General features: G+C 39.5%; 13 protein-coding genes and 1 other RNA gene. 13 read left to right on the top strand and 1 reads right to left on the bottom strand.

Annotated elements, in window-relative coordinates; genetic code table 11:
• Positions 1 to 61: 61 nt before the first annotated feature.
• The 5 genes from pstB (VF06_RS07955) to hppD all read left to right on the top strand — a co-directional run bounded on the left by pstB (VF06_RS07955) (position 62) and on the right by hppD (position 5,739).
• Positions 62 to 841 (top strand): phosphate ABC transporter ATP-binding protein PstB, encoded by a 780-nt coding sequence (pstB, locus tag VF06_RS07955; protein WP_099073063.1) that lies wholly within the window; start codon positions 62 to 64, stop codon positions 839 to 841.
• Positions 842 to 1,114: 273 nt separating this feature from the next.
• Positions 1,115 to 1,894 (top strand): phosphate ABC transporter ATP-binding protein PstB, encoded by a 780-nt coding sequence (gene pstB / locus VF06_RS07950; protein ID WP_099067008.1) that lies wholly within the window; start codon positions 1,115 to 1,117, stop codon positions 1,892 to 1,894.
• Between the two features lie 150 nt (positions 1,895 to 2,044).
• On the top strand, positions 2,045 to 3,337 hold the full coding sequence (locus VF06_RS07945; protein ID WP_099067009.1) for an IS1/IS1595 family N-terminal zinc-binding domain-containing protein: 1,293 nt from the start codon (positions 2,045 to 2,047) through the stop codon (positions 3,335 to 3,337).
• A 514-nt stretch (positions 3,338 to 3,851) separates the two neighbouring features.
• Positions 3,852 to 4,556: an SDR family oxidoreductase gene (locus VF06_RS07940; protein WP_099067010.1), complete on the top strand. Its 705-nt coding sequence runs from the start codon at positions 3,852 to 3,854 to the stop codon at positions 4,554 to 4,556.
• 115 nt (positions 4,557 to 4,671) lie between these two features.
• Positions 4,672 to 5,739, top strand: coding sequence for a 4-hydroxyphenylpyruvate dioxygenase (gene hppD / locus VF06_RS07935; protein ID WP_099067011.1), 1,068 nt, complete (start codon positions 4,672 to 4,674; stop codon positions 5,737 to 5,739).
• A 127-nt stretch (positions 5,740 to 5,866) separates the two neighbouring features.
• Here hppD and VF06_RS07930 read toward each other — a convergent pair whose 3' ends face one another.
• A complete protein-coding gene (locus VF06_RS07930) occupies positions 5,867 to 6,949 on the bottom strand; it encodes an MraY family glycosyltransferase (RefSeq protein ID WP_099067012.1) in 1,083 nt (360 codons plus the stop codon).
• Positions 6,950 to 7,105: 156 nt separating this feature from the next.
• On the opposite strand from VF06_RS07930, the gene groL reads away from it, so the two are divergent.
• The 8 genes from groL to VF06_RS42485 all read left to right on the top strand — a co-directional run bounded on the left by groL (position 7,106) and on the right by VF06_RS42485 (position 17,323).
• A complete protein-coding gene (gene groL / locus VF06_RS07925) occupies positions 7,106 to 8,767 on the top strand; it encodes a chaperonin GroEL (protein ID WP_099067013.1) in 1,662 nt (553 codons plus the stop codon).
• Positions 8,768 to 9,066: 299 nt separating this feature from the next.
• Complete coding sequence (gene corA, locus VF06_RS07920) at positions 9,067 to 10,209, top strand: magnesium/cobalt transporter CorA (RefSeq protein ID WP_099067014.1); 1,143 nt, start codon at positions 9,067 to 9,069, stop codon at positions 10,207 to 10,209.
• 63 nt (positions 10,210 to 10,272) lie between these two features.
• The gene (locus VF06_RS07915; protein ID WP_099067015.1) at positions 10,273 to 10,965 is read left to right on the top strand and encodes a hypothetical protein; all 693 of its coding nucleotides are present in this window, start codon (positions 10,273 to 10,275) and stop codon (positions 10,963 to 10,965) included.
• 226 nt (positions 10,966 to 11,191) lie between these two features.
• Positions 11,192 to 11,611: RNase P RNA component class A (rnpB, locus tag VF06_RS07910), an RNA gene on the top strand.
• Positions 11,612 to 11,909: 298 nt separating this feature from the next.
• Positions 11,910 to 12,290, top strand: coding sequence for a hypothetical protein (locus VF06_RS07905; protein WP_099067016.1), 381 nt, complete (start codon positions 11,910 to 11,912; stop codon positions 12,288 to 12,290).
• A 61-nt stretch (positions 12,291 to 12,351) separates the two neighbouring features.
• Positions 12,352 to 14,619 (top strand): caspase, EACC1-associated type, encoded by a 2,268-nt coding sequence (locus VF06_RS07895; protein ID WP_244917942.1) that lies wholly within the window; start codon positions 12,352 to 12,354, stop codon positions 14,617 to 14,619.
• A 560-nt stretch (positions 14,620 to 15,179) separates the two neighbouring features.
• Positions 15,180 to 15,899, top strand: a complete 720-nt coding sequence (rnc, locus tag VF06_RS07890; RefSeq protein WP_099067017.1) for a ribonuclease III — start codon at positions 15,180 to 15,182, stop codon at positions 15,897 to 15,899.
• A 170-nt stretch (positions 15,900 to 16,069) separates the two neighbouring features.
• Positions 16,070 to 17,323, top strand: coding sequence for a Gfo/Idh/MocA family protein (locus VF06_RS42485; protein WP_244917941.1), 1,254 nt, complete (start codon positions 16,070 to 16,072; stop codon positions 17,321 to 17,323).
• Positions 17,324 to 17,395: the final 72 nt, after the last annotated feature.

The raw sequence follows: 17,395 nt of genomic DNA, 5'->3' as shown, positions 1-17,395 counted from the left end.
CAAATCCCATTTTTACTTCTGAATTCTGTTTAAAAAATTTTATTTCGCACTTGGGCAATTTATGAGTCAACTAATTCCAGCTATCAAAGTAAAAAATATCAATTTTTACTATGGCACAATTAAAGCGATCGAAAATATATCAATAGATATTTATCGAAATCATGTCACAGCAATAATCGGCCCTAGTGGTTGCGGCAAATCTACCTTCATTAAAGTTTTGAATCGCATCAGTGAATTAGAAGGGCCTGTAAAAGTTGAAGGCGAGGTGGAATTTTTTGGTCAAAATATTTATGCTCCTCGTGTCAATATCAATAGATTACGCCGCCAAATTGGTATGGTATTTCAAAAACCGAATCCTTTTCCCATCAGCATTTATGAAAATGTTGCCTACGGCATCAGAATAGCAGGTAGATATCCAAAAGTAGAACTAGATGAAATTGTCGAGTCTGCACTTCATAGCGCTGCTTTGTGGGATGAAGTTAAAGATAAGTTAGATAAATCGGCTTTAGGGCTTTCTGGCGGTCAACAACAAAGATTATGTATTGCGCGTGCTTTAGCAGTCAAACCCAAAGTTCTGTTGATGGATGAGCCTTGCTCAGCTCTTGACCCCATCGCCACCATGAAAGTTGAAGAACTAATCCATAGTTTGCGGTCTCAGTTGACCATTGCGATCGTTACCCATAACATGCAGCAAGCTGCTCGCGTCTCTGATTTTACAGCTTTCTTTAGCACCGATGAAAGTCGAATTGGTCAAATGATTGAATTTGGCGCTACAGAACAAATCTTCAACAACCCAATCGACCCCCGCACCCGCGACTACATTTCAGGACGTTTTGGGTAAAAAGTCAATTAGTCATTAGTCATTGGTCATTAACTATTCTCCCCAGCTCCCCATCTCCCCATCTCCCCATCTCCCCACCTCCCTCATTTTCTCAACAATGATTTTTGCGACATAATTTAATATAAACGTTTACTAACGGTATATTTGCTATATATTTACTATATACTTACGTATTTTCCATGAAGTTCTCCTTTTAGGAGTAACATAGTGAAACAGCACTGCTGATTTGTAATACCTTACTTGGTCAAGTATTGTTTCACACGTTTTGGGAATATGAGTAAACTAATTTCAGCCATCAGAGTCAAAAACTTCAGCTTCTATTACGAGACTCAAAAGATAGTTGAAGGTGTGTCAATGGATATTTACCAAAACCAAATCACGGCAATTATTGGTTCTAGTGGTTGTGGCAAGTCTACTTTTCTTAAATCGTTAAATCGGATGAATGAATTAGAAGCAGAGGTAACTGTTGAAGGAAGAGTAGAATTTTATGGACAAAATATTTATGAGCGTCGTGTCAATTTAAGTAGATTACGTCGCCAAATTAGTATGGTTTTTCCTAAGCCAAATCTTTTTCCTATGAGCGTTTATGATAATGTTGCCTATGGTGTGAAATTAGTTGGATGGCATCCGAAAGTAGAATTAGATGCAATTGTCGAATCTGCCATTAAAGCTGCGGAACTTTGGGATGAACTGAAAAATAAATTGCACAAATCTGCTTTAGAACTTTCTGGAGGACAACAACAAAGATTATGTATTGCCCGCGCTTTGGCAGTTAAACCAAAAGTTTTATTAATGGATGAACCTTGTTCGGGTCTCGATCCTATTGGTAGTATGCAAATTGAAAATCTGATTCAGAGCTTGCGCTCTGAGTTGACAATTGTAATTGTCACCCACAACATGCAACAAGTGACTCGCCTGTCTGATTTTACGGCTTTCTTTCACAGCAATGAAAATCGGATTACTCAAATGGTTGAATTTGGTACTACAAATAAAATTTTTACAAATCCCCTTGATTCCCGTACCCGCGATTACGTTTTTGCCCGCATCAATTAAAATTTGGCTAAAAATCAAAACAAATGACTGTAATTTAATTTCCACGAGTTTTGAGTTTTTCTTGTGTTGGGCAATACTAATTTAAGCGAAGATAATTTTTTATAATATAAACTTAAGAAGAGTATCTGCTTTAGACCACCTCAATAAAAAATGAAATGTCCCCGGTGCGAATCTACTTCATATCGTAAAAATGGTCGTCGGAATGGCAAGCAGAATTACCTGTGCAAAAACTGTGGTAAACAATTCCTTGAACCAATACTTTCTCCTTTGGTAGAAAGTGATTTGATTGCTAATAGTAATGGACATACTAAATCAACTGTGGCTGAAGCTACAGAAATTGCTTTAGCAAAAAAACTACCAATAGAAGAAAAATTGACAGAAATAAGCCTTAGTTCTTTTAGTTCGCTTTTTGCTGAAGAACTAAGGAAAATTTTATTATCCCCAGATTTGCTAGAATCTGATACTTTTAACCAATTTATTCAAAAACTTCACCCAAAACAGGAAAGCAAACAGAAACATCAATTAGAAACAAAAATTTCTCTTTTACTTTTAGACGCGGAAAATTTAAAATTAGATATTAATTCTGAATTATTTTTAGCGAGTATATGTGAGTATGCACTGGAAGTTAAATTAGCATTTGCTAATTGGAGAAATCCCAGTATTGGTAAGCACGATATTGAACTGTATAAGCGTGGCTATCAACTGATTCATGTGCCTGGAGGTAAGGATAGTGCTGATGCTAAAATGATTGGATTTGGTGCTTCTATATTACGCTCATATCCCACAGTTAAAGAAATTTTTGTCTGTTCTGGCGATGGAATTTTAGTTCACCTCTGTAACGAACTGCAAAATCAAGGCTTGATTGTTTATTGGGTGCGTAGACAAGGACAAACTTTGCATATAGAAAACAGAAATACTGGTAACTTAACTCATTATTCTATAACAATAGCCAGAGAAATTCCATCTTTGCAACAAGTAGTTGCAGAAATTCAGGATTTAATTAAAAATGAACAAAATTCAATCAATACGAAATTACAAAATTTAGCCACTATTGCGAATTTATTTGAAGAAAGGCGTAATCTCAATACTAACATTCATCAACATCCTCCAGAAATTGCAGAAGCAATTTATCCTCAAGATGAATTATCTACACAATCGATTAACATTAAACTAGAGAAAGAAGACAAGTTTATTCAAATTGGCGATCGCCAGACATTAGATAAATTTTTATTAAAAATAATTCGAGAGTTTCAAATCAATTCTCCTCAAACTAAATTATCTGTATCTAAACTAGGTACAGAGATACAAAAAATAACAGGAATATCTCCTACTTCAATTCTAAAAAAGCTAAAATTAGGTTCTAGTTTTACCAAATATTTAGAATCATCTTCTACATTTGTATTAAAACCAAATGGCAAAGACTATGAGGTAATGCTGCAATAGAAATTTGGTTTGATGAGAAAAATTTACTTGTGTAGATAGGAAACAGACAACAGGAAAAACAGAGTACGAAGTGTATTGAGTTTTTCAGAAATTGAAGAAGAATACAGAATTCAGCAATCTTTCAGTGGGGGATTCAGACCCGCCACTGATATAGGACTCCTATTTGATTTTTGAACAAGATTCAGTACACATCTATACCCTTCTTTTCTGTTCCCTGTTCCCTATTCCCTGTTCCCTACCTACGCAGATAATTTCAGGAATCAAATCGGATTACTATAGCTAAGCAAGCTATCCGCCAGTCGCACAAAATAACTTTCCCGTATTCTGATGACTGACGTATGTATTAGACTTCTTACAGAAGTCCGGAAAAGGGGGTATATGTTTGGTATTTTAACCTTTCCCCGGTTGGTGAGCTTGTCGAACCATTAACATGTATCCCTTTGACCACAAGAGTGCCTCTTGAGTTCATAATTCAGTATTATGTAAAAAGATGTGAAGAAATGTAAATATTAAAATGCAAGATAAAGTCGTTGTTATTGTCGGTGCTACCGGCGGTATTGGTTCAGCTTTAACACGTAAACTTGCTTCTAGCAAAGTGAAGTTTGTATTGGCTGCGAGGGATGCGGTGCGTTTAACCACACTGGCTGCTGATTTACCAGGGCAAGTTTTGACCGTTCCCACCGATATTACCGATCCTCAACAAGTAAAGACTTTGATTGAAAAAACTGTTGCTGAGTTTGGTCAAATTGATATCTTGGTGAATGCTGCTGGTGCTGGCATACTCAAGCCTTACAATAGCCTGGAACCTGCTGATTTAGACAAAATGTTAGATGTCAACTTAAAAGGCAGTTTCTACACCACTCAGGCTGCTGCCCAAGAGATGCAAAAACACAAGTCTGGTCACATCTGTAATGTGGTAGGAATTCTCGGCAAGCATTCAATGGGAATGGCGGCGGCTTATTCTGCTTCCAAGTTTGGTGTTGTCGGTTTTAGCAAATGCATGGCAGAGGAACTCAAGCGCTTTGGTATCAAGTTCACGCTATTCTACTTTGGTGGGGTAGATTCTCCTTTTTGGGATAACGTCAGCTTAAAAGTAGACCGGAAAAAAATGCTTAGTGCTGAAACTGCCGCCAATGCGATTTTCTTTGCCCTTTCTGCCGAACCGCAAGCTGTACCAATGGAGATAAACATTCAACCCGATAGTCATTTGTTTTTTTAGGTCTGGAGACATTGTAGTTCGCTTACATAATTCTTGCCTGGGAAAGACCTGAAAATTTAGCAAAAAAGGCAAAATTTAAAGATATATAAGCTGATATGCTGGATTTTCAGTAACTATGAAACTCGATAGCGTTCATTTCTATGTAGAAAACGCCAAAAAGTGGCGGGATTGGTTTGTAAACCATCTTGGTTTTCAAGCAGCAGCCCATCACAGTAGTTCATTTCATACTTGTACGGAAGTCGTTAAAAGTGGTAACGTCTGCTTTTTGCTGTCTTCACCACTGTTACCCACAAGTCCGGTGGCTGAATTTCTCCGTCAATATCCCCCTGGCGTAGCCGATGTTGCCTTTGTTGTGGAAGACGTAGAAGCAGCGATCGCACATGCTAAAATCCACGGTGCCACAGTTTTACAACCCATACTAGAAGAAAATGTAGGCGAAATATCTGTTAAGTCCAGCAAAATTGCCGCTTGGGGCGGACTGACTCATACATTGATAGAAAGAGGAGTAGATTCTTTCACCGCGTCTCCTTCTCCCCGTGTCCCTGCGTCTTCTTTAATTACTGCCATAGATCACATCGTACTGAATGTGGCAATTGGCGATTTAGAACGTGCTGTTGCTTGGTATGAAAACATCCTCGATTTTAAACCACAGCAGGTATTTAAAATTAAAACCGATCGCTCTGCTTTACATAGTCAAGTGATGGTTTCGCGTAACGGCAACGTCCAATTGCCAATTAATGAACCAGCTTCTAGAAATTCGCAAATTCAGGAATTTTTAGATGTAAATCGGGGGCCAGGTATTCAACATATTGCTTTGCGGACAACAAATCTTGTAAGTGCGATCGCCAAATTTCGTGCTAGTGGTTTATCCTTGCTTTCAGTTCCCCAAAGCTATTACACACAATTAAAACAGCGTCCGAAATTTCCATTATCAGATATAGAAATTGCAGCGATCGCCCAACAAGAAATTCTCGTTGATTGGCAAGAATATACTCCTTTAGATGGACGAAATAACGCGCCATTATTACTACAAATTTTTACCCAACCAATATTTGAACAGCCGACATTCTTCTTTGAATTCATTGAGCGCCGTTTCCAAGCTCAAGGTTTTGGCGAAGGCAACTTTCGTGCTTTATTTGAAGCCATTGAAAGCGAACAAATTAAACGCGGTAGTCTACAATAAACCTCTTGCACTCTTGTGGTCAAAGGGAATCATGTTAATGGTTCGACAAGCTCACAACCGGGGAAAGGGAAAATACCAAACATGCACCCCCTTTCCCCTTTCCCTTTTCCCTACTTCTGCAAGAAGTCTAATGTTGTTGACGTATCCTTTGCCACACAGTAAAGCCCAAAAGAATAATAATACTACTGGCGGTGGCTAACATGACAGCGAAAGTCATACCTTGTATTCTCATCGCTAGTAAGTTGCAAACCAAAGTAACTCCCCACAGTGTGAATGCTGCATGGCGTTGGGAGAGTCCCCAGGCTAGCAAGCGGTGATGCAGGTGGTCTTTGCCAGGAGTGCTCAGAGGGTTATTTCCTGCTAATAGCCTTCGTACAAATACTTGAGTAGTATCTAGTACGGGCAACAACAAAAATAAAACCGTGGGTACCAGAGCGTACACTGTGTTTTGTTGCAGTTTGCCTAAAATACTAGTTGCTGCCAATACATAGCCGAAAAAGTACGCTCCAGCATCGCCCATAATAATCCGTGACGGATGGAAGTTGTGGCGTAAAAAGCCCAGTGCCGCACCCCCTAAGGCTGCCAAAACTAAAGTAGCCGCCGCACGATTGTTAAATTGAGCTGAAACCCCCAACAAACTCATGGCGGTAATAAAGCTGATTCCTCCCGCCAAACCATCCATCCCATCCATTAAATTGATGGCGTTGGTAATCCCCACTACCCATAGTACTGTCAGGCACATGGACAGAAGTGAGTCGATGGGTGTGCCAAACATCACTTTCACACTGATGCCGTTAGCTACGAGTAACAGTGCTGTGACAATTTGTGCCCACAAACGAACGGAGGGTGGTAAACCGAACTGATCGTCAATAAAGCCCACTAGGACTAATATTGAACCCCCCAAGAGAATAGTTAGTACCTGAGCCAATACGTTTTGGACTTCGATGGGTCGTAAAAGACTAGCTAATACCAGCGCGGCGATTACACCGGCGTAGATAGCTAGCCCGCCTGCATTGGGCAAAGGTTCTCGATTCAGCCGCCGTGCGTTTGGTTGGTCTGCCCAACCTACTCGCAAGGCGAATTTGCGTACAGTGGGAATTAAACGCCAGGTTACAAGCCAAGCTAAGAGGAATGTAAATACTACTGCCAACCAGCCGGTGCCGCTAGGTTCGACAATACCAAGGGATTTAAGGGAGTTGTCTAGGTTCATCTCCCAATTCAAGCATTACTGCCAGTATTTAATATGAGGATCACCTGTATATTAATCAATTTTTCAATTCCATTTGTAACTTGACTTGTTGGAGACATTAGCACTCTTGACCTGTGAGTGCTAAATTGTCTAATGGAAGCGCTTGAGAAATAAAACATGGCGAAAATTATTGCATTTGACGAGGAATCGCGGCGAGCTCTAGAAAGGGGTGTTAACGCCCTTGCGGATGCCGTAAAAATCACCTTGGGGCCCAAAGGTCGTAATGTCCTTTTAGAGAAAAAATTTGGCGCACCTCAAATTGTCAACGATGGTATCACTGTTGCCAAGGAAATTGAATTAGAAGATCCTTTGGAAAATACAGGTGCAAGACTCATCCAGGAAGTGGCATCAAAAACTAAAGATGTTGCTGGGGATGGAACTACAACTGCTACCGTTTTGGCACAGGCTTTGATTCGGGAAGGTCTGAAGAACGTTGCGGCCGGTAGTAATCCAGTGAGCTTAAAGCGCGGGATCGACAAGACTATCGAAGCGCTTGTAGAAGAAATTGCCAAGATAGCTAAACCAGTCGAAGGAAGTGCCATCGCTCAAGTTGCCACTGTCTCTGCCGGAAACGACGAAGAAGTTGGCAATATGCTAGCCCAAGCAATGGAAAAAGTCACCAAGGATGGTGTGATTACCGTTGAAGAATCAAAATCCCTGACAACTGAATTAGAAGTGGTTGAAGGGATGCAAATTGACAGAGGTTATATTTCTCCTTACTTTGTCACCAACAACGAACGGCAAATCGTGGAATTTGAAAATGCCCGCATCCTGATTACTGATAAAAAAATCAGCAGCATTCAGGATTTAGTGCCAGTGTTGGAAAAAGTTGCTCGTTCCGGTCAGCCTTTGCTGATTATCGCGGAAGATGTGGAAGGAGACGCCTTGGCAACCTTGGTTGTGAACAAAGCGCGGGGTGTACTGACTGTAGCTGCCATCAAAGCTCCTGGTTTTGGCGATCGCCGCAAAGCTTTGCTAGAAGATATTGCCATTCTCACCGACGGACAATTGATTTCTGAAGAAATCGGCTTGAGTTTGGATACTGCTTCTTTGGAAACCCTGGGAACTGCTCGCAAAATCACCATCGATAAAGAAAACACCACAATTGTCGCTGGTAGTGACAGCAAGCCAGAGGTGCAAAAGCGCATTGGTCAAATTCGCCGCCAGTTGGACGCCAGCGATTCTGACTACGATAAAGAAAAACTCCAAGAACGCATCGCTAAGCTAGCTGGCGGTGTGGCAGTGATTAAAGTAGGTGCGGCCACAGAAACCGAACTCAAAGACCGCAAATTGCGAATTGAAGACGCCCTGAACGCCACAAAAGCAGCTGTGGAAGAAGGCATTGTTCCTGGCGGTGGAACCACCCTGATTCACCTCTCCAAGGCAGTAGAAACAATTAAAAACAGCCTGGATGCAGAAGAAAAAATTGGGGCTGATATTGTCCAGCGTTCCTTAGAAGCTCCCTTGCGCCAAATAGCAGACAACGCTGGTGCTGAAGGTTCTGTGATTGTCTCCAAAGTCCGGGAAACCGAGTTTAATATTGGCTACAATGCCGCTACCGGAGAATTTGAAGATTTAATCGCTGCTGGTATTATTGACCCCGCTAAAGTAGTGCGTTCAGCTATACAAAACGCTGGTTCCATTGCTGGCTTAGTCTTAACCACCGAAGCGATCGTTGTTGAAAAGCCTGAGAAGAAACCTGCTGCTGCTCCTGATATGGGCGGTATGGGTGGTATGGGTGGCATGGGTGGTATGGGTGGTATGGGTGGCATGTTCTAAACTCTGCTGACCCGAATCCAGAATCCAGAATCCAGAATTTAGAATCCAGAATCCAGAATTCAGAATTTAGAATCCAGAATTTGCTGGCTCTTAAGATTAATATTTTTGTTGCAGCAGTTTGTCTTGCCAGGGCAAACTGTTTTTTTATACCATTGCTGATTCAGAAGCAATATGTTATCTCTATTGCTGGTAACTTACCACCTTTTTTTACTTTTTATAAAATAACGTGTATATCATTTGCCCCCTCTCATTCACCAATGAGCAATGACCAATGACTAATGACTATTAGGTAATATTTCATGCCACGAAAATTGCACCGCGCTCTAAAAGTAGTAACAAAGGCATTTGAAGATGAGTTTCACCACCAACCAGGAACTCTGCCAGGAACGATTTTTATTGATGCAGATGCTCCACCGCCAATAATTTTCTTGATTGATTACAACCAGACGAATTGTATTCGCGAACAAATATCAACTCCAGAGGAATGTATGCCATATCTAGATATGGAAAGCGTTTCTTGGGTGGACGTACAAGGTTTAGGTAGTCAAGATATCTTACAAAGATTGGGTAGAGTTTTTAATTTACATCCTCTGGTTTTAGAAGATGTAGTCAATGTACCAGAGCGTCCGAAAACAGAGGATTATGAAGACCAATTAATTTTCATCTCTCGGATGGTAGTACCCAAGGAAAAAACATGTGGTTTTTATAGCGAACAAGTGAGTTTGATCCTGGGTAAAAATTATTTGCTGACAGTCCAAGAAGAACCAGAACATGATTGTTTTGAACCAGTGCGATCGCGAATTGAAAAAAGCAAAGGCATCATTCGCACTAAAAAAGCTGATTATTTAGCTTATGCTATCTTAGATGCCATTATTGATGGCTATTTTCCAGTGCTGGAACTTTATGGCGAGCGAATCGAAGAATTAGAAGAAGAAGTGATAGTTAAACCGACTCCGCAAACACTACAAAATATTTATCAAATTAGGCGAGAATTACTGCAATTACGTCGTGCTATCTGGCCGCAGCGAGATGCAATTAATTCTTTAATTCGTGATGGTAGTGATTTAATTAGTGAAGAGGTGGGAATTTACCTGCGAGATTGTTACGACCATGCTGTACAAGTAATGGATATGGTGGAAACTTACCGAGAACTAGCATCTGGACTCATGGATGTATATCTTTCAGCAGTGAGCAACAAAATGAATGAAATCATGAAAGTGTTGACAGTGGTTTCGTCAATTTTTATTCCATTGACTTTTGTTGCCGGAATATATGGTATGAATTTCAATACCGAGAAATCGCCATATAATATGCCTGAATTAAATTGGTACTGGGGTTACCCGGCATGTTTAGCAGTTATGGTGGCCATCTCAGTTTGTCTTTTATGGTTTTTTTGGCAGCGAGGATGGCTACAAAATTCTGTACCAGTTAAGCGTGATTAAGATTGCAGGCGATCGCTGAATCGAATATACATTCATTATTGTGGGAGTTAATATTTTAAAAATATGAGGAGTAGCGACCAGAATTTAATAATTTTGACCATTTATATTATTGTTGTTTCCTATGTTTTTAACCGCATGGTTGAATCCATCGACGACCAAGTTAAATTTGAATTTAAAAAAGGAGTTGTTGACGACCAGCTAAAAGAGCAAAATCTCGACGACAAAATTGGTGTTTCCTTTAAATTCAAATCCTCATACGCCATTGACGACCTGAAAGATTTAGGACTGAGTATTGAAAATAAATCTGAAAATATTGCTGTATACGTTGATTGGGACAACAGTTCTTTAGTAGTTGAACATAGCAAACAATCGCGCCGAGTAATTCGCAAATCACCAGACTTAACCCGCGATTTAGCTGTACCCCAAAGCCCTAGCTTGATTGCCCCCAAAAAGACACTTTCTGAGACAGTCACAGCAGAAGATGTTTTGCAGCGCCAAGAAAATGGCACCTACTCAGCTAACAAACCACTCATTGATATCAATGGACTGCAAAAAGGGCAAAAAAAATTGTACAACGACTTTATAAATAGAAGAAAAGAATTAGACTTTTCCCTACAACTAGTATTAAGAGTATCTGAGGTGCGTGTAGGTTTAGCTCCCGGTGTCAATTTTCCTCCTATTAGCATTATCAACTGTCCTTTCACAGTCAGAAAATTGCCTTGGACTTATGCACTACCTTGGAACAAGAAGAAGTAATAAGTTGTTGATGGTTGATGGTTGATGGTTGACGGTTGACAGGCTAAAAAGGCATCTTTATTTATGCCATTGCTAGAATTAATCAGTTTTCTCAACATGTTAATAAGCTATTGCACTTACTCAACAGTCATCAGTTATCAGTCATCACTCAACGTCAAATTGCCACTGAAATAGGTTTACTAATTTAACACAATATGCCATCCAAGATTACACTGGAGGTAGGGAGAGAGTAGACGCAGGCGGTTGCAGATCGGTGATAATCACTGGTTTGAGGAAAGTCCGGACTCCCGAAAGACCAAACTTGCTGGATAACGTCCAGTGCGAGCGATCGTGAGGATAGTGCCACAGAAAGATACCGCCAATCAATTTTAGATTTTAGATTTTAAATTTTGGATTGAATCTAAAATCCAAAATCCAAAATCCAAAATTGTTTGGTAAGGGTGCAAAGGTGCGGTAAGAGCGCACCAGCAGCATCGAGAGGTGCTGGCTCGGTAAACCCCGGTTGGGAGCAAGGCCGAAGGAACTACGGTTGGTCTTTTACCAGTTCCGCTCAACAAGAGCCGCTAGAGGCGTCTGGTAACAGGCGTCCCAGATAGATAACTGCCCTCGCAAGAGAACAGAACCCGGCTTATGTGCTGCTCTTTCCTTCAAAATGGAGTATCAAACTTTTTCGGTTTGTACTCCATTATTTTTTTTGTACCCATTTTGTTAGGACTTACGCAAAAACTCTCTGAAACTCTTATTTCTTTGTGTCCGCCAATAATATGACTAACACCTCTAGTGGCGGTAGAAATTTTACTTGAATAATGGGCAAATCTGAATTAATATTTGTTGCAAATTTTTTGATGTCCTTATTTAGGAGGTAATATTAATGACTTGTAACGTGCAAAAAAAAACAATTACGTAGATGAGGCTTACAGGTTAACTGCATAAGGCAAAAAAGAATGGCAAACAAATCTAATGTAAGACTTACATTCAATTTCAACGATCCAAATTTAGAACCTGGAGAGCAAGATGAGCAAGTTCAATGGTTTATAACTGAACTGAAAGAGATGGATGAAATAGAAAATGTTGCTCGTGTATACGATCCTAATCCTCCAGAAGGCAATAAAGCTTTAGGTGGTTTTTTACTAGGAATGTTAACAGCAGAATTCAATATAGAGAATACAAAGAAATTATTCAGTTTTCTAGGCGATCGTCTCGGTGGAAAGTCTATTCAGCTAGAGGTAGAAGCAAACGGTAAAAAATTGAAAGTATCTGCTCATAGTCGAGAAGAACTAGAACTAGCTATTAAAGCTGCTCAAGAATTCATAGCAGATAAATAAAAGTGTTATGAAAAATAAAAAATAATTTTTAAAAGTTTTACTACAAGATAGAGATATTAGAATGGCAAAAATAGCATTGCTAATTGGAGTCGATGAATATGAACCTGGGTTAAATCCTCTTCCAGCAGCGGTGAAAGATATTGAAGCATTGCGTCGGGTTTTGCAAGACCCTGACATGGGGGATTTTGATGAGCTAAAAAGTCTAAAGAATCCTGACCCTCAAACAATGCAGTACGAAATTGAAGCACTTTTCTCAGAGCGAACTAAAGAAGATTTAATACTTTTGTATTTTTCTGGGCATGGTATTAAGGATGACAGCGGTCATTTGTACTTTGCAACTCGCACAACAAAGAAAAACTCAAAGGGAGAATTAATACGGTCAACTGCTGTCCCTGCAAACTTTATTCATGAAGTAATGAAACGTAGCCGTGCTAAGAGGCAGATAATCATACTCGACTGCTGTTTTAGTGGAGCCTTTGATCCAATTCTATCTGCTAAGAATGATAATTCCGTTGATTTACAAGGACAACTAGGTTCAGAAGGACGAGTAGTTCTGACATCTTCCAGCTCTACTGAGTATTCTTTTGAACAGCAAAACTTAGAGCTATCTGTATACACAAATTATTTAGTAGAAGGTATAGAAACAGGAGCAGGCGATCTTAATAATGATGGACAAGTATCAATATTAGAGCTTCATGAGTATGCTACTAGCAAAATACAAGAAGTTCTTCCTAATATGACTCCTAAAATCATTGTCTTAAGAGATAAGGGCTTTGAAATTATATTAGCGAAAGCAAAATCTATGCCTGTTCCAGTTTTAGAAACAATTCAGCCCAAAATTCATATAGGAGAAATTAAATTAGAAGATTATAAAAATACAAGTAATACTAGATATTATAATCCTATCCCAAGCTTATTAGAACCTTTTGAATCTTTTATTAGTAGATTAGCTGAACGATTAGGAGAATATTCTGTTAAAGGTTTATTTAGTAAGACTGAAGATAAAGTAGCCACAGTTCAAAGCTATATTCTTGAAGTTATTAGACAAACTTCAGACGCAGACTTAGTGTTTTTAATACATCGCACCAAAAATCAAAATAGTTGGGCTGTAAAAGCACAAAGCAATTTCAGCCAGATTATTGATGATAATGTTTATGCAGATATTCTCAAACACAAAATTCTTTCTAATATTCCCATTAGTTCTATCTTTAGTGTCGATCGTAAAGGAATTTATAGAATTCATTATGATGAACAAGAATCAGTATCTAAAGCTTTTATATTGATACCTTTAGATACTTTAGATAATGAATTTATATTAGTTTGTGGTTTATTAAAAGATTCTTATTTACTTAGTGATGCTTACTGTACAATCATATCGACTTTCTATATAGCTAGCCAGGACTTGTATTTACATCCTTCAAGAGTTGAAGCAGCAATTCTTGATAATTTAAAGAAAAGTTATGGTTTTGTTCCCTTTTCTTTCTATGAAAAAAGGTTTAATCTTTTTTGCGATCGTTTATCCAAAATTATTATATATTTTGAACCTATTCTTGATTTAGATACATTTTCAATTAGTGGTTGGGAAGCTCTTGCTCGCGATCCAGATAGCTTGACTGCTCCTGTTGATCTATTCTATGCTGCTGAACTATGGGGACGTAAATTTACAATTGAGTTAGACCAATTTCTTCTTAATCTTGCAGCTAATAGCTATAGACAAGCATTGATTCAAGCAAAACAAAGTAGATCTCATGAAATACTTCCTCTATCAGTGAATGTGTATCCAGAGTCTCTAATGCGAACAGCCTATTTTAAAACTGTTCGTGAGATTGTTAAAGAGGGAATAAGCAATCAGATTCCAGCTAGAAAACTAATTTTAGAAATTTCTGAAAAAGTTGATTTGCCAATGTATCAGGATGGAATTAAACTTAAATCTCCTTTAGATACATTTAGAATTATATTGGCTAAATATGTTCAGGAACTAAAAATCAAATTTGGCATTGATGATTTTGGAGTTGGTTATGCGTCAGTTTCTCGATTAGCAGGACTTAATCCACCTTATATAAAAATTGACCGTGAAATTCTCTATCATCAAACAGTTGATGTTATTATTAAATTTGTTCAACAAATAGTTTCAATAACTAATCCATTAAATCCAGCAAGTATAATTGTTGAAGGATTAGATGAAAATTCACCAGTTACACTAAATCAACTGAAAAATCTAAATATTAGTTATGTACAAGGTCATATAATTGGAAAAGCAGAACCTACAATTTACCGATTATCTCAAGAAAAAAGTGATTTTTTAAGAAAGCAGATATTAGGAGAATAATTTTTAATAATTAAATTTAGAAAATTTATTGCCATAGTAATGGCTCGAAACACTTATGGGAACATAGTATTTTTTGATTCACATCAGGCGTAAATTAGTAGCTAAACATCAGTATGTATAAATTGGGCTTAACTTGTATTAACTCTAGCTTGTAGTTAAGTTACTTAAAGAATAATTTTTTGTAACTTATCTTAATAAAACTGGTAAATGGATACAGTATGAAAGCTTTGCTATGTTGCCGGGTTTGTATCTGTTGCTTGATTTTCGATAATTGGTATTAGTTGCAGACTTTTTGAGACAACATCAAGCTAGACACATACAGGCTAGAGCAATTTTGAGTAAACTGATTAATAGCTAATTTGTACCAAAAACGTACTACATATATTACTTGTAGCACCATTCGATCGCTCAAGATATACGATTAATTTGTACTTTTGAAAAAAAGTAATCTCGAATGCTTGTAATATCATTAATCTGGACATTAGCCTACTGATTACGGATTTTCTCTTGATTTATCAATGAGCAATAACTAATCACTAATCACTCTTGACTAAGAACTGATGACCCTAGTTTATCCACGCCGTCAACGACAACTCGAAAGCTTAGTCAAAAAATTTGGTTTGTCTGCACAAGCACCAATCAAATGGCAACTATTGGACTTAGCGCTAACTCATCCCACTGTTTCTGACTCAGCAAATTATGAACAGTTGGAGTTTGTTGGTGACGCAGTGGTAAGGCTAGTGTCAGCTGTGGTGTTGTGGGAAAATTACCCAGATTGTCCAGTGGGGGATTTTGCGGCAATTCGTTCGGTGTTGGTGAGCGATCGCATTCTCGCCCAATTAGCTAGAGAATATGGTTTGGAGCTATATTTGCTAGTTGCTGGCAGTGCTACGGCTGATAAAGTTGGTCAAGAGTCACGACTAGCTGATGCTTTTGAAGCAGTTTTGGGTGCGCTTTACTTAAGTACTCAAAATCTAGAACTGATTCGCCCTTGGCTAGATCCCCACTTTCAACAACTAGCCGCAGAAATTCGCCTCGATCCAGCTAGGCTTAATTACAAAGCTGCTCTACAAGAATGGACACAGGCACAATTTAAAGTTTTACCAGAATACCGAGTTGTAGAAGTCAATCAACCCCACCGCAACCAAGAACGTTTCGTTGCTGAAGTCTGGCTACACGGAAACATGCTCGGACAAGGTAAAGGACGCTCAATCAAAACCGCCGAACAAGCAGCAGCTAAAGTAGCTTTTTTAGCAATTACAAATCAGGAAAAACCCTGAACTCAAAAGATTTGAATTAAATTAATAATTCAGATGGTTGTTATTGGGCATGGGGCATGGGGCATGGGGCATGGGGCATGGAAGAATAATAACTCTGAGTGTCCCTGGTCATCAGTCAACAGTCAACATCCCCCACACCCAATGACTAATAACTAATGACTAAATAAAAAATGACAAATCAAATTAAAATCGCTGTTATCGGAGTTGGGCGTTGGGGTGTGCATTTATTACGAAATTTTTTAGCACATCCATCCGTCAGTGTGATTGCTGTGGTAGACCCGCATCCAGAAAGATTGACAGGGGTAAAACAGCAGTTTAATTTAAATGAGGATGTAATATTAACAACACAATGGCAGGATTTGAAGCAAGTGCCAGGGCTGACAGCAGTGGCGATCGCTACTCCAGCTAGCACTCACTATGCTTTAATTCAAGACGCTCTGCAACAGGGATACCATGTTTTGGCAGAAAAACCCCTAACTCTCGACCCAGCAGAATGCCGGGAGCTTTGCCAGTTAGCAGAGCAGCATAATTTAATACTGATGGTTGACCACACCTATTTATTCCACCCAGCAGTTGAGCGGGGACAAACTGTAGTTCAAGCCGGTAAATTAGGGGATTTGCGCTATGGCTACGCTACCCGCACCCATTTAGGCCCTGTGCGCCAAGATGTTGATGCTTTATGGGACTTAGCGATTCACGATATTGCTATTTTTAACACTTGGTTGGGTCAATCCCCTGTGAAAGTACAGGCAAAGGGTATGGTATGGCTACAGGGAGCAGTGGGGGAAGACGCGGACAGTGGGAGAAGCGGGGACACAGAAAAATTACTCTGTGCGTCCCCCTTCGAGTTCGGAAGTTTGGACTCGACGGAAACCGCCTTTCCTGCGGAACGCTTCGCGAACGCGCAGCGTCTGGTAGAGAATACTCCAACTTCCTCACCGCGTCCCCGTGTCTCCGTGTCTCCGTCCCAAGCCGGGGCTGTGACTTCTCTCGGTGTCTCCGTGTCTCCGTCCCAAGGACTAGCTGACTTAGTATGGATAACACTGACATACCCAGATAACTTTCAAGCTTATATTCACTTGTGCTGGCTCAATCCCGATAAGCAGCGACGATTGGGGATTGTAGGCAGTCGTGGTAGTTTAATTTTTGATGAATTGTCACTATCTTCACCTCTAACCCTGCTACATGGGGAGTTTGAACAACAAGGTAACCAATTTATTCCTGTGAATCAAAGTCAGGTGATGCTGGAATTAGAACCAGGAGAACCTTTACAACGGGTTTGCGATCGCTTTGTTGTCTCTATTCTTAACAATACCCCCTCAGAAATTTCTTCTGGCTGGGTCGGGACGCAGTTAGTAGAAATCCTTGCAGCTTTGACGGTATCTCTTAAAGAAGACGGTAAAGTTGTTTTTCTCAACCAATAGCCAAGGAGAATGACTAAATAGCCTAACGCCAGCAGATAGGGCCAAACAAATCCAAAATCCAAAACTTGTACT

It is taken from the genome of Nostoc linckia z4 (assembly GCF_002608075.1).
In the GTDB taxonomy this organism is placed as follows: domain Bacteria; phylum Cyanobacteriota; class Cyanobacteriia; order Cyanobacteriales; family Nostocaceae; genus Nostoc; species Nostoc linckia.
Note: the sequence above shows the minus strand (reverse complement) of the source record. Positions and strands in the feature narration are given on the sequence as shown.

What these genes read in the sequence shown, in the direction of transcription:
- pstB (WP_099073063.1), top strand. Translation starts at nt 62, where the DNA reads ATGAGTCAACTAATTCCAGCTATCAAAGTAAAAAATATCAATTTTTAC.
- pstB (WP_099067008.1), top strand. Translation starts at nt 1,115, where the DNA reads ATGAGTAAACTAATTTCAGCCATCAGAGTCAAAAACTTCAGCTTCTAT.
- VF06_RS07945 (WP_099067009.1), top strand. Translation starts at nt 2,045, where the DNA reads ATGAAATGTCCCCGGTGCGAATCTACTTCATATCGTAAAAATGGTCGT.
- VF06_RS07940 (WP_099067010.1), top strand. Translation starts at nt 3,852, where the DNA reads ATGCAAGATAAAGTCGTTGTTATTGTCGGTGCTACCGGCGGTATTGGT.
- hppD (WP_099067011.1), top strand. Translation starts at nt 4,672, where the DNA reads ATGAAACTCGATAGCGTTCATTTCTATGTAGAAAACGCCAAAAAGTGG.
- VF06_RS07930 (WP_099067012.1), bottom strand. Translation starts at nt 6,949, where the DNA reads ATGAACCTAGACAACTCCCTTAAATCCCTTGGTATTGTCGAACCTAGC.
- groL (WP_099067013.1), top strand. Translation starts at nt 7,106, where the DNA reads ATGGCGAAAATTATTGCATTTGACGAGGAATCGCGGCGAGCTCTAGAA.
- corA (WP_099067014.1), top strand. Translation starts at nt 9,067, where the DNA reads ATGCCACGAAAATTGCACCGCGCTCTAAAAGTAGTAACAAAGGCATTT.
- VF06_RS07915 (WP_099067015.1), top strand. Translation starts at nt 10,273, where the DNA reads ATGAGGAGTAGCGACCAGAATTTAATAATTTTGACCATTTATATTATT.
- VF06_RS07905 (WP_099067016.1), top strand. Translation starts at nt 11,910, where the DNA reads ATGGCAAACAAATCTAATGTAAGACTTACATTCAATTTCAACGATCCA.
- VF06_RS07895 (WP_244917942.1), top strand. Translation starts at nt 12,352, where the DNA reads ATGGCAAAAATAGCATTGCTAATTGGAGTCGATGAATATGAACCTGGG.
- rnc (WP_099067017.1), top strand. Translation starts at nt 15,180, where the DNA reads ATGACCCTAGTTTATCCACGCCGTCAACGACAACTCGAAAGCTTAGTC.
- VF06_RS42485 (WP_244917941.1), top strand. Translation starts at nt 16,070, where the DNA reads ATGACAAATCAAATTAAAATCGCTGTTATCGGAGTTGGGCGTTGGGGT.